The sequence below is a fragment of the Paenibacillus sp. J22R160 genome, from assembly GCF_059692135.1.
In genome coordinates this window covers 37,216-53,225 of record NZ_JCAUAU010000017.1, presented here as the reverse complement: position 1 = coordinate 53,225, position 16,010 = coordinate 37,216, and the positions used below count along the sequence as shown (strand labels likewise).

General features: G+C 48.0%; 15 protein-coding genes. 4 read left to right on the top strand and 11 right to left on the bottom strand.

Annotation, left to right across the window (positions count from 1 at the left end; translation table 11 throughout):
* Window positions 1-39: 39 nt before the first annotated feature.
* Window positions 40-1,296, bottom strand: coding sequence for a threonine ammonia-lyase IlvA (gene ilvA, locus AC58UW_RS25335; protein WP_497423350.1), 1,257 nt, complete (start codon window positions 1,294-1,296; stop codon window positions 40-42).
* A gap of 170 nt (window positions 1,297-1,466) precedes the next feature.
* Here ilvA and AC58UW_RS25330 point away from each other — a divergent pair, with 170 nt between their 5' ends.
* On the top strand, window positions 1,467-1,628 hold the full coding sequence (locus AC58UW_RS25330; protein WP_497423349.1) for a hypothetical protein: 162 nt from the start codon (window positions 1,467-1,469) through the stop codon (window positions 1,626-1,628).
* 329 nt (window positions 1,629-1,957) lie between these two features.
* On the opposite strand, the gene AC58UW_RS25325 is transcribed toward AC58UW_RS25330, so the two are convergent.
* From AC58UW_RS25325 to AC58UW_RS25315, 3 genes are all read right to left on the bottom strand, one after another.
* The gene (locus tag AC58UW_RS25325) at window positions 1,958-4,315 is read right to left on the bottom strand and encodes an S-layer homology domain-containing protein (RefSeq protein WP_497423348.1); all 2,358 of its coding nucleotides are present in this window, start codon (window positions 4,313-4,315) and stop codon (window positions 1,958-1,960) included.
* Window positions 4,316-4,456: 141 nt separating this feature from the next.
* Window positions 4,457-5,185, bottom strand: coding sequence for a 23S rRNA pseudouridine(2604) synthase RluF (rluF, locus tag AC58UW_RS25320; protein ID WP_497423347.1), 729 nt, complete (start codon window positions 5,183-5,185; stop codon window positions 4,457-4,459).
* Window positions 5,186-5,424: 239 nt separating this feature from the next.
* Complete coding sequence (locus tag AC58UW_RS25315) at window positions 5,425-5,910, bottom strand: hypothetical protein (RefSeq protein WP_497423346.1); 486 nt, start codon at window positions 5,908-5,910, stop codon at window positions 5,425-5,427.
* A 154-nt stretch (window positions 5,911-6,064) separates the two neighbouring features.
* Between AC58UW_RS25315 and AC58UW_RS25310 the strand changes: the two genes are divergently transcribed.
* Window positions 6,065-6,685, top strand: coding sequence for an NAD(P)-dependent oxidoreductase (locus AC58UW_RS25310; RefSeq protein WP_497423345.1), 621 nt, complete (start codon window positions 6,065-6,067; stop codon window positions 6,683-6,685).
* Between the two features lie 49 nt (window positions 6,686-6,734).
* On the opposite strand, the gene AC58UW_RS25305 is transcribed toward AC58UW_RS25310, so the two are convergent.
* From AC58UW_RS25305 to AC58UW_RS25295, 3 genes are all read right to left on the bottom strand, one after another.
* Window positions 6,735-7,046 carry a hypothetical protein gene (locus tag AC58UW_RS25305; RefSeq protein WP_497423344.1) on the bottom strand — a complete coding sequence of 104 codons (312 nt, stop codon included), beginning with the start codon at window positions 7,044-7,046 and terminating at the stop codon, window positions 6,735-6,737.
* Between the two features lie 353 nt (window positions 7,047-7,399).
* Window positions 7,400-9,454: an ABC transporter ATP-binding protein gene (locus tag AC58UW_RS25300; RefSeq protein ID WP_497423343.1), complete on the bottom strand. Its 2,055-nt coding sequence runs from the start codon at window positions 9,452-9,454 to the stop codon at window positions 7,400-7,402.
* A 49-nt stretch (window positions 9,455-9,503) separates the two neighbouring features.
* Window positions 9,504-11,249 (bottom strand): ABC transporter ATP-binding protein, encoded by a 1,746-nt coding sequence (locus tag AC58UW_RS25295; RefSeq protein ID WP_497423342.1) that lies wholly within the window; start codon window positions 11,247-11,249, stop codon window positions 9,504-9,506.
* 537 nt (window positions 11,250-11,786) lie between these two features.
* Here AC58UW_RS25295 and AC58UW_RS25290 point away from each other — a divergent pair.
* On the top strand, window positions 11,787-11,963 hold the full coding sequence (locus AC58UW_RS25290) for a hypothetical protein (protein ID WP_497423341.1): 177 nt from the start codon (window positions 11,787-11,789) through the stop codon (window positions 11,961-11,963).
* Between the two features lie 287 nt (window positions 11,964-12,250).
* Here AC58UW_RS25290 and AC58UW_RS25285 read toward each other — a convergent pair whose 3' ends face one another.
* From AC58UW_RS25285 to AC58UW_RS25275, 3 genes are all read right to left on the bottom strand, one after another.
* On the bottom strand, window positions 12,251-12,793 hold the full coding sequence (locus tag AC58UW_RS25285; protein ID WP_497423340.1) for a DUF2231 domain-containing protein: 543 nt from the start codon (window positions 12,791-12,793) through the stop codon (window positions 12,251-12,253).
* Between the two features lie 87 nt (window positions 12,794-12,880).
* The gene (locus AC58UW_RS25280; protein ID WP_497423339.1) at window positions 12,881-13,723 is read right to left on the bottom strand and encodes a M56 family metallopeptidase; all 843 of its coding nucleotides are present in this window, start codon (window positions 13,721-13,723) and stop codon (window positions 12,881-12,883) included.
* Between the two features lie 2 nt (window positions 13,724-13,725).
* The gene (locus tag AC58UW_RS25275; RefSeq protein ID WP_497423338.1) at window positions 13,726-14,145 is read right to left on the bottom strand and encodes a BlaI/MecI/CopY family transcriptional regulator; all 420 of its coding nucleotides are present in this window, start codon (window positions 14,143-14,145) and stop codon (window positions 13,726-13,728) included.
* A 163-nt stretch (window positions 14,146-14,308) separates the two neighbouring features.
* Between AC58UW_RS25275 and AC58UW_RS25270 the strand changes: the two genes are divergently transcribed.
* Window positions 14,309-15,088 (top strand): pirin family protein, encoded by a 780-nt coding sequence (locus tag AC58UW_RS25270; RefSeq protein WP_497423337.1) that lies wholly within the window; start codon window positions 14,309-14,311, stop codon window positions 15,086-15,088.
* Window positions 15,089-15,752: 664 nt separating this feature from the next.
* On the opposite strand, the gene AC58UW_RS25265 is transcribed toward AC58UW_RS25270, so the two are convergent.
* Window positions 15,753-16,007 (bottom strand): hypothetical protein, encoded by a 255-nt coding sequence (locus tag AC58UW_RS25265; protein WP_497423336.1) that lies wholly within the window; start codon window positions 16,005-16,007, stop codon window positions 15,753-15,755.
* Window positions 16,008-16,010 lie beyond the last annotated feature (3 nt).

Here is a 16,010-nt window from a genome sequence, read left to right as displayed (position 1 = left end):
TAACTATATCACAATTATTTCTACTCTGGCTATTTTCACTTAAATTAGCAAATTAAAAAGTTTGGGATCCTTATTTATTTCGATATAACCATAGTCCTTACGGGACAAGCGCTCAATAAGACCCTCATAATCATCTTTGTTTTTCAACTCGATACCGACTAGTGCTGGAGCATCATCCCGATTATTCTTTTTCGTATACTCAAAGCGGGTAATATCGTCGGTCGGCCCCAGAACTTCCTCTAAGAATTCACGCAAAGCGCCTGCGCGCTGAGGGAAATTGAGGATAAAATAGTGCTTCAAGCCCTCGTACACGAGCGATCTTTCCTTAATTTGCTGCATCCGGTCAATGTCATTATTACCACCACTGATGATACAAACGACATTCTTGCCGCGAATTTGATCCCGGTAAGCATCAAGCGCTGCAACCGGCAGAGCGCCTGCAGGCTCGATAACGATGGCATTGTTATTGTAAAGCTCCAGAATCGTCGTACATTCCTTGCCTGAAGGGATAACAACGATATCGTCCAGCTTTTCTTTGCAAATCTCAAAGGTCAGCTCGCCTACTTGCTTCACAGCTGCGCCGTCTACAAACTTCTCAATCGTAGACAAGGTCACGACCTTCCCTTGTTTGAGCGACTCCTGCATACTTGCGGCACCTTCTGGCTCAACGCCAATAATCTTAGTACGCGGAGAAACGCTGTCCACATAAGTAGCGACACCAGCTACAAGACCGCCGCCACCGATGGTTGCAAAGATAAAGTCAGGTGTATCGGACATTTGATTCATGATTTCCAGACCGACAGTTCCTTGCCCCGCTATCGTGCGAATATCATCAAAGGGGTGAATAAACACTTTATTCTCTTTGGCGCAGTAAGCCTTGGCGTGATTGGAGGAATCATCGAAAGAATCCCCAGTCAGAATCACTTCCACAAAAGATCCGCCAAATAACTTCACCTGCGAAATCTTTTGCCTTGGCGTTGTCGTTGGCATGAAGATTTTCCCTTCAATCCCTAACTGCTTACAAGAGTAAGCAACGCCCTGAGCATGATTGCCGGCGCTTGCACACACAACACCTGCTTCGCGTTCTTCCGGCGTTAAGCTTTGGATCACATTGTATGCCCCGCGAATTTTAAAAGATCGAACGACCTGCATATCTTCACGTTTCAAATAAACGTTACATTCATACAAGTTAGAGAGCAGCTCATTGCGTTGCAGAGGCGATGGTTCTATCACCTTGCTGAGCACATGATTGGCCCTTATAATTTCTTCCAAACCTACTTTTCCGGAAACAACCATTTTCTCTTACTTCCTTTCTCTTCAATATGCGTAATAAATTTTAAAGATTATTGTAGCATACTGAAGAGCGCCTGTAAGAAAATATTATTGGAACATTTTATGAATGCGATGTTTCACTCCAAATTGTGGCGGGTATTAAGAAGCAAGATACTTTATAAGGAGTGATTATCATGTCGACTCAGCCACGTAATATTGACATTGAAGAACGCCATGTGGAGAAGAAATCGGATTCCAGCTTAGTAGCTTCCACCTTCATTAAGTATGCGGCTTACATCATTATCATCTTCGGAGTTCTATATTTCTTAGTTCGATATGTATTTCCAATGTTTTAGAACATGGATAAGCGCGTGAAGAAGGGGCTATCTTGTGGGTTTATGACCCGTAAGGTAGCCTCTTTTCAGTTTATGCGATGAATGACCACACGAATCTCGCACCAGTCGGAACTATGGTCCTCTATTTTTTGAAAAACTGCCGCTTCCTCTAGTAATGGGAACTACAGTTCTCTATTTGGTCCCTATCACGTTAAAATTGAGCGTTTGGAGACAAATAATGCCCTGTAGTTCCCCTCAAACCTCGAAATGAGCTCATTTCGTTCAAATAGCGCCCCATAGTTCCCATTCGCTGAGTGATGCTGACTTCATCCCGACTTTATGCCGGCCTCCTAGTAGTAATAACGTGGCTGATCTTGCAGTTCCGCCCGTTTCTGCAAGAAGCGGTAAAACGCGCTAGCTGCTTGCGCCCTTGACACTTCTTGCTGCGGCGCAAATTTGCCATCGTTGAGGGACATAATGTTAAGCCCTACCACAATCGCTGCTGTACCCACTTGTTTAACATCAGCGGCATCTGAGAATTGGCTGTTGAACACGCCATCGAATTTCGCCAAGCTTTTGTACCCAAGCGCCTTGACGATCAGTTGTGCCATCTCTTCGCGACTCAGCGTAGCCTCTGGGTTGAAATCAGCGCCAACATCCAGCAAACCGCGATCAACCGCATTCTCGACATAGGCGAAATAAGGCGAAGCGTTGCTCACATCAGCAAAGGAGGCTTTGCGTTCCGCTCCGTAATAGATACCGCCGTTCCCGCCGTTCATAGCGATGACAAGCATTTTGACCAACTCGCCCCGTTTAATCAGTTGATCCGGGTTGACCTTGCCATCTTGTACATCCAGTGCTTGATAGTCCAGCATCAGTTGAAGCTCGTTCTTAGCCCAGTGATTGTCGATGTCGCTGACGGTCACTTTATCCAGGGTCATGACTTCGCCTGTTTGGCTGTTTCGCCATTTTCCAGTTTGCGCATCAAGCAGGTACGGTTCCCGGCTGAATTTGGGAATGAGCGTGTAGACGAGCTTGGCTTCTAATTTTTCATTAGCGTTGGTTGCAGCTGCTGTTGGAGGAATTTCTCCCGCAGCCACCATTACTCTATATTTTTCAATTGGCAATACGCCATTGTATCCGCCGTATTCGAGCACATAGTTTAATTTAATGTCGAATTGGGAAAGCCATAATTCTTTCGCCTTATCGAGGGCTAGAATCTCAGGTTTCTCCTTCGGATACGGCATGTCGCTAAGTCCGAATTGGTAGTTCATGATTTGACCTGTTACACGGTCGATGCTGATCGTCACAGCCTCGCCTCCTGCACGAACACCGTCGATGACGCGATTGAAGCGGATATCCCAATTCCGCATATGCTTCAGCTGCTCTTCCGTATAATCCTTTGCGGATGGCTGATTGAGCACCAACTGATCGGTATAAGATGGAATCTGCTTTTTCACGAAGTCTACGCTTTTGGCTACAGCATCCTCCAAGGAGATTTTGCCTTCGATGTCCTTATTGTTATCAGGGCTGTACGGCACATAGCTATTAAAATTAGTAATTTCTCCGGTTTTGCTGTTTACACTTGCCCAAGCACCACTTCCCATAATCTTGCCAGTAGGGTCCTTCTCAGAAACAGTGTTCCAGCTTAAGTTCCAATTCGAATTCGTTTCCCCGGTTTCAGGGTTCGTCCCTTCATTGTAGGTAGCTTCTTGGAGCTTATAGTCCGAGGAAAGGTTGAACACCGTGCTCACTTTCTTCACAGCTTCTTCCTTGGTCAGGTTCAAGGCCGCAGTTGGACGTTCAGCCAGCGGTTTGTCCGTTAACGGCTTGGATTCCTCCGTATGTGGAACCGGATTCCATAATTCTCCGGTTACTGCATGAAGAGAAAACGCTCCCATCATATAAGAAATAATCGGTAATTTCTTGCCTTTGGTGCCGTATGGAATCTGGTAGAGAAGCGACAAATCCGCTTTGTCGTGGAACAATTGAGCGGCCTTCTCTTTCGTAATAGGTCCGGTATTCGGCTGGAACGTAACGTCATCCGTCCAGTTGAAGTTATAATTCGTAACTTGACCATCCCCATTCACACTTACCGAAATACCATTCGCAGCAAAAGGAACGCCGTCAACCGAACGGTCGAACCGGATGTTGTACTGATAATTCCCATTCAGAGGAGTGCGGAACGCTTTTTCTTCCGAATCGTCGTAGATCAGCTCTTTCTGCTTGTCTGGATTTACTTTGGCAATAAAGGCGGAAGCGACATCTTTGGCAGCAACGAAATCAACCTTCGGCGGATACGTTGGCTTATGAGTTGGATCACTGTCATTCATCGAATAAGCCGTTAGCGTTCCGTCCAGGCCATTAATCGATACGTTCAAGTAACCGTAGTTCTGATCTTTTACCTTTTTCGCATAATTAATGTTCCACGTAGGGATATTTCTGCCGTTCATCCCATAGTAAGCGTTTAAACTAATCGATTGAAATGTGAAGCCTTCAGGCAGCGTGATATACGCTTTGGCCCGCTCCAACGCTTGTTCTTTCGTTATTTTGGCATCTAACATCTTGCCATCGATAACGCCAGGATAGGCCGCCAGTGCAATACTTGTGCTGTCTACACTTACCTCACTTGCCCAAACGGCTGGAGCAGCCGTGAGCAGTAAACTCGAAGCTAGTACTAGCGTTCCTGCTTGTTTGACTAATTTCAAAGTCCTCTTCCTCCTTTTGAAAATAAAATTACCATAATAATCCTTGACGCTGGGAACGAAGGAAAAGTTGCTTTAAACCCGCAAAAAAATAAAAACACATCTCCAAGCCCCCTTAAAGTGGCGTGAACATGTGCTGCTGCTTTAAATGCCGTTTGGCGACTTGCTCGCTTTGGCGTTTTCTTTGCTAAGGGTGAGCATGAGATCCATCATCTCGCCTTGCGTCAAATCGCGCCATTTGCCAACCTTCAAATTCCCCAGATGAATATGCATAATCCGAACGCGCTGCAGGCGCACCACCCGATACCCGAACGCTTCGCACATACGGCGAATTTGCCGATTGAGCCCCTGTGTCAGGATAATTCGAAAAACACGATCGCCAACCGGGTAAATTTCACATGGCTTGGTTACCGTGCCCAGAATCCGGACTCCACTAGCCATCCCCTTCAGAAACATCGGCGTAATCGGCCGGTTCACCGTCACGATGTACTCTTTGTCATGATTATTTTCTGCGCGCAGAATCTGATTCACAATGTCTCCGTTATTCGTTAACAGAATGAGACCTTCCGAATCTTTATCCAATCTGCCGATCGGGAAAATACGTTCCGAATGCCCAACAAAATCGACAATGTTGCCTTTAATGTGAGCTTCCGTCGTACTGGTGATTCCTACTGGTTTATTGAGCGCAATATAGACATGCTCCTTCTTCTCGCCAATCGGTTTACCATCAATCCGAACCTCGTCGCCAGGTCCTACAACACTTCCTAGCCCGGCAACCTCGCCGTTGATCGTAACACGCTTCGCTTCTACCCACTTGTCCGCTTCCCGTCTGGAGCAAACTCCTGTCTCACTAATAAATTTATTGATTCTCATGCTTGGGGAATCCCTTCTGTGCCGTAATCCTATTTCACTAATATCTCCTATTATGCTGGATTCGCTACTTTCGTTCAAGTCAGGTGTCAAATAGCAAAAAGAAAATCGCCCTCCATTCTATGAACGGGGGCGGTCTTCAAATATGTTATTTATTCGGTAAAGCACGAACAACACGTACTAGTTTACGTAGTGTCACCGTCAATGGACGGGCATAAGCATAGTTACCTTTAGGAGCTGGGTTAATGGCTGCGCCGCTTTTGTAAGTGCCTGACCCCGCTGTTACTGACTAAATATCTCGGATCCAGCAAGCTGTTCGTAAATGGCTGTGCAATGGCGGCATCCATGAAGTTAGGCCCCGATAAATTAAACGGAACAAACTGAACAGACGTACCGACCCGATCTGTGACAGGCGTGCCTCCGTCTGCGCCCCCCGGCTGAATGATGTTCGCAGAGAATCTGTTCTGTGTAATGAGCACGTGGTTGTTGCTCAAGATAAATAACTGGCCGTTTCGAATGGTAATTAATCCGCAGGTCCCTGTTCCTCGATTTTCTCTGCCGATGCTCGTACCGCCTGGAACTGGACGAATTCTACCGCGGAATTGCGAGGCGTTAAAGCGTTTAACCGGCGGCTTCTTGAATCGTTTGATCTTTCTTGGGGCTGATGTCGCTTGCGGCCTGAACATGCCAGCCGTAATAAAACGAATTGGAATGCTTGGCCCAACCATCTTCGCAATATTTTTGCTGATTTCCGTCGTGACAGCGTTTTTACGCGTGTCGACGATAATAGCTGCACCACGAGCGGGCTTACCAGGACCATTTCTCTAAGGGAAACAAGAAGCGTATAATAGCACCTACAACGATAGAAACATGGAGGTTAGCATGCATTTTCTACTATTAGGAGCAACAGGAAGAGTCGGAACTCGCGTTCTAGCGCGAGCTTTGGCAGATAATCATAAAGTAACAGCACTCGTACGCAATCCGCAAAAGGTCAACCAGCGCTCCGAACTGCTTACCTTGCTGCAAGGTGACGCGTGCAATCCCGAAGACATTCATCGTTCCTTGGAGAGCGTAGACGTCGTCATCAGCTGCCTCAATACCGATGGCGGTACGGTACTGACGGAGTCCACACCCCTTCTCATCGAAGCCATGAAGTCTCAAGGCGTAAACCGGGTCGTCACCATCGGCACAGCCGGTATCCTGCAAAGCCAAGAACATCCTAGCCTGCTGCGCTACGAGACGCCAGATACGAGGCGTTCCTCTACGAGAGCCGCCGAGGAGCATCGCAAGGCATGGGAGCTGCTGCAAGCTTCTAGCCTGGCGTGGACAGTCGTCTGCCCAACCTACTTGCCAGACGGAGAGGCTCTCGGGACCTACCGTGTGGCACGCGATTTCCTGCCGGAGGACGGCAAGTCTATCTCGGTGGGCGATACGGCAGCTTTTACTTACAGCGCTGCGCTTTCGGACGAGTACGTTGGCTGCCGTGTGGGATTAGCCTACTAACGCAAAAAAGGATGGATGCCAATGAGGCAACCATCCTTTTTCAGTATTATTAACGTCTGCTTCTTTCCTTGGATAAGGCAGCAATGTTCATCCATGAAATCACGATACCCACAACGCGGAACAAATACCCCGCAACAGGGATAAAACTCAAAAACGCCATAATAATGTTAATCACGGTCTTTGTCGTTGTTCCATTACGGGTAAGGATCGCAAACACCAAATTCACAAACACGAGCGGGATCACCCACGTGTAGGACCACAGGTAAACGAATGGGATCAGACCCAGCAAATACCCCACAGCAATCGCAATTTCCGACAGCAGTTGAAGCAAGTTTAGTAATCGAAGTGTATCAGAACGCATATAGACCCTCCATTTCAACAAGAAAATTATCTATTGTTATTGTAGCATAGGCAGCACAAAAAAACCGCCTAGGCAGCATTGTTGCCTGACGGTTTTTTCTATGTTGTACACTGTGCAACATTATGGCGGTAATTAGACCTACGCACGCCTGTATGTTGTACTTTGTACAACATTTTAGGCGGGAAACGGCCATATTGAGGACTATGCCGCCGGGTTGACTGCATTTTGTACAACGAAAAGCGGAGTTGTAACAAGTACTACGCTTTTTCATTGCACATTATACAATGAAGACTCGATCGAGCGGGAGGTCAAGGTGTACGCATGGTTAGCGGCGGCTGTACCGAAGAGCAGCCCTACAAGACGCTCCGCACTCCGTCCTCGTCGGCGGCTGCCGTCTCCGGATGTCCTTGCTGCAGCTGGTACATCTGGTAGTACCGCCCGAGGAGCGCCATCAGCTTCTCGTGGTTGCCACGCTCGACGATTTCGCCGTGGTCGAGCACAAGAATTTGGTCGGCGTTCTTGATCGTCGACAGCCTGTGGGCAATGATGAAGGTGGTCCGCCCCTTCGACAGCACCTCGAGCGCCGCCTGAATGACGGCCTCGGTCTCCGTGTCGATGGAGGCCGTCGCCTCATCGAGGATCAAGATCGCCGGGTCGAACGCCAGCGCCCGGGCGAACGAGATCAGCTGCCGCTGCCCAGCCGACAGCGTGCTGCCCTTCTCGATCACAGGCTCGTCGATGCCGTGCGGCAGGCTTTGAAACATTTCCGTTGCGCCTACTTCGCGCAGCGCCGCCTCGACCCGTTCCCGGGTGACGGACGGATCATCCAACGATACGTTGGATGCGATCGTCCCTGTGAACAGGAACGGGTCTTGCAGCACGATGCCCATATGCTGCCTAAGCAGCTGTTTGGGCATCTCGCGCACATCGCGGCCGTCGACCGTGATGCGGCCCTTATTCACATCGTAGAAGCGGAACAGCAAATTCAAGATGGAGCTTTTGCCCGAGCCGGTGTGCCCGACTAGCGCAACGGTCTGCCCTTGTTTGGCTTCGAAAGTGATGTCCTTCAGAACATCTTCACCTTCTTTGTAAGCAAAACGAACCTGCTCAAACTTCACGTTACCCAGATAGCGCTCCGATTTCTCAGTCGCCACGTGAATGCCCTGCTCATCCAACAATTCAAATACACGATCAGCCGACACAATGGCCCGTTCCAGGTTAGGCAGCTGATTCACTATCCCCACCATAGGGTGGAACATGCGGTTCAAGTAATCGACGAATGCGTAAAGAACACCAACCGTGATTAACGAATGTATGGAGCTTCCGCCGACATACCAAATGAGACCGAAGAAGAACAAATTCCGCACAACGTTCATTAGGTTATGGGAGGTCAGCGAGTTGAGGCTGAGCAATTTGTTTTGATAATGCGTGTATTCATCGTTCAATTGCTCGAATTCTTGCGTCGTCTCTTTTTGCCTGCGGAAAGCTTGAATGATCGTCATCCCTTGAATCGCCTCATTGATCATTCCGTTGATGGAACCGATCCGTTCACGAATTTCATGATTGTAGTGAGAGGCATATTTGCGGTAAACAATAATCCACACGTAGAGCAGAGGAAGCACCGGCAGCGTGAACAAAGCTAAACGATAATCTAGGATAAACAACGCTACAATAATACCCACGATATAAATCGTACCTGTAAAAAAGTTCGCTAACACCTGAACGTACAGGTCTTTGACAGACTCCGTATCGTTTGTGATCCGTGAAACAATTTTACCTGCTGGCTGATTGTCAAAATAATTGATCGGCAGACGCTGAATTTGCGCAAACACATCGCTCCGCATGCGCTGAATGATCCGATTCGCCGCAGACTGCAGCAGATACCGCTGACCATAGGTAAAACCAGCGCCAATAAGAATTAACACGAAGTATAGACCCGCCAGCTTCATTAAACTGAAAAATTCAGGTTCATAGAACGTGTACAGTTCCTGTACGCTGAGCTTTTTAGCCGGATACTCCGCTTGCTCCGTTCCCTGCGTAATCGTTAACTTTCCATCTTCTGTCAACTTGCGGACACCGTCAAAGACAAGCGGCTGATCCACCCACACAAATTGGGTGCCCACCTGCAGAATCCGAATCTCCTGCCCCTTCGGCTCCCCTACTGCGTAATGATCGCTCCTTTTGTAAAAGCTTCCGTTCATCGGAACCGCGTTCTCCGTTTTCGTCGCCGATACGGTCTCGAACCACGGCTTCTCAATGCCGAGGATGTGCGTGTCAATCATCTTCTTGGCGATGAAAGGACCTGCCAGCTCCGTCGCAACGGCGACAGATAAGCACAGCAGCGCAATCAGCAGAGGTTTTTTAAACAATGCTGCATATTGATATAATCGCTTACTTGTTTGTTTCATTAGGGTTTTCACCTTCTTCTCATGAGATCATCTATTTGTCCGTTCAACTTCAGCCAACCTGTTGTTCTTCTAACTGCTGACGGTCATACTGCTCTTTATACCAGCCACCGAGCGCCAGAAGTTCCTCATGTGTGCCTTCTTCCACGATATACCCTTCATCGAGCACGATAATTCGATCAGCGTGTTGAACCGCAGACAAGCGGTGCGTTGTGATGAGTGTCGTTTTGCCGGCGCGCTCAGAGCGAATACCGCGGATGATTTCGGCTTCTGTCTTGGCGTCCACAGCAGATAGCGCGTCATCCAGCATGAGAATTTCAGGATCCACATAAAGTGCCCGCGCGATAGATACGCGCTGTTTCTGACCACCGGATAGTGCCACGCCTTTCTCACCAACCAAGGTTTCCAAGCCTTCCGGCAGGAACTGGACGTCCTTGCGGAAAGCGGCCAGCTCAAGCGCTTGAATAAGCTGCTCTTCCGTGCCTTGGCTGGCGCCGAACATAATGTTCTCCTTCACCGTTTTGGAGAAAAGAATCGGCTCCTGTGGAACATACCCGATCCACCCATGCACGGTGTCGATCGTCAACTGCTCAATCGGTGTATCCGAGAGGGCGATCGTGCCTTTCCCTAGCGGATATTCACGCAGCAGCTGTTTGAGCAGTGTTGTTTTGCCGCTTCCTGTTCGGCCTACAATGCCGAGCGTCTGACCGCGCTTCAGGTCAAAGGAGATATTGACGAGATTGTCAATGGAAGAGGACGGATAGCGGAAAGTTACTTCATTGAAGTTAATCGAATTCGGCAGCAGCATGGTTGTTGCATTCGCTTCGTCTGTGACATCTGGTTTATAACCTAGCGTCTCATTCACCCGATCCAAGGAGGCATTACCGCGCTGCATGATGTTCATGAGCTCCCCGATTGCGAACATCGGCCAAATCAGCATGCCAAGGAACGTATTGAAAGATACGAGCTCCCCAAGCGTTAATTCACTATGAAACACCATGTATCCGCCGTAGCATAACCCTATTAAATAGGAGATACCGACAAGAATTTTGACCGTCGGTTCGAAAAGAGCGTCGATAAGAGCAACTGCAATATTTTTGCGAAAGACATCGTCTGTCATCGTTTTAAAGCTTTGTTCGCTAGCTTTTTCTTGTACAAAAGCACGTATGACGCGCACGCCGGCGATCGTTTCAAGCACCCGGTCATTCATTTGGCCGAAAGCATCCTGAGCGAGAATGAACCTCTCGTGGATGCGTCCCCCGTAGATTGTGATCGCAGCCGCCATAAAAGGCAGCGGAAGGATTGAAGCAAGCGTCAGCTTCCAGCTAATGAAGAAGCCCATCATGCTGAGTATGGTCAGCATGAACAACGTTGAGTCTACGAAAGTCAGAATCCCAAAACCTGCTGTAGTCGACACCGCCTGCAGATCGTTCGTGGCTCTAGCCATGAGATCGCCGGTACGGTTCCGTTCATAAAACGTTGGCGTCATGCGCAGCAGCTGCCGCATCAAACGGGAGCGAAGCACACGCTCCAGAACAAAAGCGCCCCCGAACAGTTGATACAGCCAAACATATGACAATCCATAGCCGGCTACAATTAACGCTCCCCAGAAGGCGAGCAGCTGGAACAGCTTGTTGCCTGTTAAAGTCCCCATGTGTATACCATCAATCGCGTAGCCAATCAGCTTCGGAGGTATCACATCAATAATCCCGACGATAATGAGCAGCCCAATCGCTAGCGTATATCGCTTCCAATTCATGCGGAAGAACCAGCCTAATTTTTTCAATACGATAAACATCGATTTCATCACTCCTTTACTTTACTTATCCACGCAAAAAGGCACACCGCACGCAGCGATATGCCTTTTCAAAAACAGAAAAGCGCTCGTTACGAACTTCTTCGTAACCCGCGCTTTCTTCATCAGCGTATGTGAAGGGGTTGCAGCAGCCGAACAAACACCATTAAGGCGCTTGGGTATCGGCTAACAGGCGGGTTACTCCGTATGAATTTGTATGTTCAAAATCTCTGTGCTTAAGATGTGCATTTGGATCTAGAATCAACATAATCATCTTGAAACCCTCCTTCTCTATCGCAAACCTGCTTGCGTCCTTTTTCATTTCCAAAAGTTGTATAACTGCGCTTACAGAGGTGATCTTAACACCCTTTTCAAGCCTCTGTCAATCGGAGAAAAAGACTATAAAAGAACTATCTTGCCCCGTCTATTTCGGATCAGAATAGTTGCATTTTTCCCCTTATGCAATTGTCACACATGTTTCAAAATCTCGCGGCATATTCATAGCATAAGAGTTCATATCGCGCAGGGGAGTGGATGGGCATGGTCGATCAAGTGTTTGCATTGTTAGGATGGATTGCCGCATTCGGAGTCGTCATTGGAGGCGTCGTTGCACTCGTTGCCCGGTTTGTTTCGCGCGATTCGACGCAGTACGATATGGTCTTTTTGTGGGATAATCGGTTTACGTTGGAGGAGTTAGAGCTGGACGAGCCAGTATGAGGAGGATAACCGTTTTTAGGCAAAATAAAGGGCTATCTCAAAAGGTCTGAATAGACCCGATGGATAGCCCTTTGTTTATTGAGTGTGAACTATGATCCGTTATTCTAAGCAAATGCAGCCATTTGGCAGATTAAGAGGAACTATGGTCCTTTATTTTGCCGATTACTGAGCATATGCAGGTAAGCCTGGGCCGATAAGACCCTGTAGTTACCCTCACTATAAAAAAAGCATCCACTCTGGCTTAGATAGCGGACTTCAGTTCCCTTTCAAGTTGTTTGCGTAGACTTTTATTTATTGGAAGGAGCAGCTGATGTCGTTGGTGACGCCGTAGGCCCTTTAGCTCCTTGAGCTCCAGTGCCCTGTTCACTCAGCGCACCCTGTCCACCTGGCGCTTGTCCACTTCCGCCAGCTGGTGCCATGGCAGGTGCATTCATGGGTCTATGTACCATTTGACCGCCAAGATGACCTGTGTAACTGACAAGGATTACTGCCGCTAATGAGCCGATCAAATACATCGGATTGCGTCCGGCGTCTTTCTTTTTCCAAATGAGCAAGCCCACACGGATAACCGCAAGAACAATCGCAGCAATCATCGTCAATCTCGCATAGAACTCATGAGGAACAACTAGAGGATTACGCCATGGGGACGGGCCTGTCATGACAGCCGCAACCGCGCCAAGCGCACCTACAACAAGGCAAAGCATACCGGCAGAGTGCCACTCCCGTTTTTTCATGATCATCGCAATCATATCAAAAACAAAACTGAAAATAAGAAGTGCGATAGGGACATGAGTAACTATGAAGTGTAGATTTTTCAAGATATAATCCATTAATCTCTCTCCTCACTCATCTAATTTATCTACACTACAAAGTGTAGTGTTAAATAAATGGAAAGTCAAGCCATGCCAATCAGGGCTCTAAATGAGCCCCATCAGCAGGATAAAGACCAACAGAGATATCGCTATACGAATACGCGGCAACGGTAGAAACAAGGTCATTTGCGGGTCGAGAATATGCTTGATTCGAACATTCATTGATGTTTCAGCAAAGGAGGCGTGAGATAAGGATAGATTCGGTGTCGGTGCTTGTTGTTTGAGTAGTTTGAGGAGAGCGCTGCCTAAATCCGCAGGATGGTTCATTTGACCAATAGCGTACTTGTCTGCTCTAAGTTCAATCATAATGGGGTATTTCTCAGCCATCCATGTAAATACCGGGAGGTACCAGAGCGCCTTAGAGATGACGGAAAGCAGGAAAATAGCAAGTGGATCGCGATGCTTCATATGGCATTTTTCATGTTCGATTACGGCATGAAGCTCTGTAGGATCCAACATGTCAAGCAAACCGGTTGATAGAATAATTTGCGGCTTCCGAAATCCTATCGTCATCGCTGTTGGAGCTTTGGAAGAAATAATTCGCAGTTGATGCTCATCAAGCTGATAAATGCCGCGGTAATGCAAGGTGAGCGCAGCATCCTGATGTCTGTCAACTAGCCTCTTCGCTTTCATGGCTTGGAAAGCTTGCCGCACCACCAACAAAAGGACAGCGCTAAGGGTATAAAGGATCAAAACATTTACCAAATTAAATGCAATGGGTGCAGGTATATGAAGGTTTTTAAATAAGATGACGCACAAATCAAAGATGTTATAGCGTGCATTCCATTTGAAGAGATGCTGTCCTACAAAAAGCAGCATTTGTCCCAAGACAAGCCCCGACAAGGCTAAAGAAGCAGCATACAGCCATTTCAATCGCTTTTCCATCATCGTTATCGATCCTTTTTCATTTCTTTAATTTTTTGCTCCAGTTGGTCGAGCAGTCCGGGATCTACTTTATCCAGTGCATCCACCATGTGAGTCACCGCTAAGGAGCCGAACTCTTCAATCAGATCAAGCGTGAGCTCTTTGGACTGAGTTTCCATGAATGCTTCTCTGGTAACAACTGGCTTGTACTGGTACGAACGGGCAACCGCCTTTTTCTGCAAAATACCTTTGTCCACCAAGCGGTTCATGACAGTCATGACGGTGTTGAAATTGATCGCTTTAGCCTCCTTATCGAGCTTCAGTTGGACGTCTTTAATCGTCATTTCCTCGGTGCTGTTCCACAGAATCTCCATGATTTTGGCTTCTAAGGGACCGAAAAAACGGTTAAGCCCGCTTCCTTCATATTTAAAATTTTGCATTTTCATGATAGGCACACTCCTTACACTACAAATTGTAGTAGGAGTCGTACAGTGAAGTCAAGATATGCTGTTAAAGAGTCGTGTTTTCACTTTACATAACGTTAAAAAAGATCTATAATACTTACATATAGTAAGTAATTAAATAATTTAAAGTGAAGGAGCGATTCCTATGCTTACACAAGTATTTTCGGCTGACCAACAGGGGGTTGGCGCATTTGACGGCGGCAAATTTATCGAGCAGCGTGCCATCAGCTTTCCAAGAGAGAAAACGGCTGTAGATCGTGTAGGTCCCTTATTTTACTGGGCATGGGGCAAATCTACCGATGTTTCAGAGATCGACATGCACCCGCATAAAGCGTTCGAAATTGTCACTTATGTGATTGAAGGTCTCGTGGAACACCGCGATTCTCTCGGCTCTCTAGAGACTGTATCCAGCGGCGGCGCTCAAGTCATTCAAGCCGGATCCGGCGTCTCTCACGCGGAAGCATTCCGCACCTCGGGGACTGAAGCCATGCAAATCTGGTTCGAGCCTCATCTTAGTCAATCGGTGAAGAAGCCTGCCACCTACAATCAATACGAACATGAGCAATTCCCTGCCGTTCAACAGGATGGCGTGACGGTGAAAAACGTTATTGGCAGAAACACTCCGATTCACCTAGATACAGATGCCAACATGTTCGACTGGAGCCTTGAGCCGGGTGCATCGTTCACCTACACGCTTGATCCGAAGCGTCAACTTGCTTTTCTTGTTATCCGAGGACAAGGCAGCAGTGAAGCCGCCGCGGATGGCAAAGGGCCTCAGGCTTTGTCCCACAAGGATTTTGTCGTTGTCCAAAATGACAAACAAGCGGACGAGGCTCTGTTGTTGAAGGCAGATAGCGAGCATGGTCTGCGCATCATCGCGATTGAGGTGCCGGAAGATCCGGGGTACGCATTGTACCATAAATAACACGGGAATTTGAAGTTGAGAGATCAGAGTCAACATATAGAGGGACTATTCGACGATCAGGAATGATTTGGCGGGTGGCCTCTTTTGGCTTGGCTGGGGCGAAAGGGTAGCTGGGGTAGATTGGTAGATTGGTGGCTTGAGTAGATTGGGTGGCTTGGGTGGCTTGGGTGGCTTGGTAGATTGGGTGACTGGGGTAGCTGGTGTGTGCTTGAGTAGATTGGGTGACTGGGGTAGCTGGTGTGTGCTTGAGTAGATTGGGTGACTGGGGTGGCTTGGGTGGCTAGGTAGATTGGGTGACTGGAGTAGCTGGAGCGCTGGATTGGCGAGGTGTGACTAGTGTACGGTGAGCAGTGAGCGAAAAACCACCTGAATGGGAACTACGATCCCTTATTCTTCGAGTAAACGCACAATCGGCTAGTGGAAGGGAACTAAGATCCGCTATTTTAGCCTTTCGCCACCAAATATGCCCATTTCAAAGAAAATAAGATCCTATAGTTCCGTCTAACCCTAGAAACTGCCCATTTAGCCGAAATAGCGCCCTGTAGTTCCCCCTAACCCAGCCTAGATCCATCTCCTCCTCCCTCACACAAGCGATTAGTTGCACAAAAAACAAAGGAGCTAACCCCCAAGTAGCTGAACTACTTACGGGATAGCCCCTTTCATTTTATTCCAGCGACTGAAGCCTAGCTTCGTCCTCGCTGAGCGATTCAGCAGCTTGCTGTACGGCCGGCGCGTCGGATTGATCAGTTGCCTGATCTAGTGAGTTCTCGGCTTTGCCAATGGCATTCCGAGCCTCTTGCAGCGTTTGAGGTGTCGGATGGGACAGAGCATGATTCACCGCTTGATGGACATTGTCGGCTGAATTTTGTGCTGAAGAAATAGGATTCTGTGACTGTAGACTTGAATCGGTCTTGGTCATCGC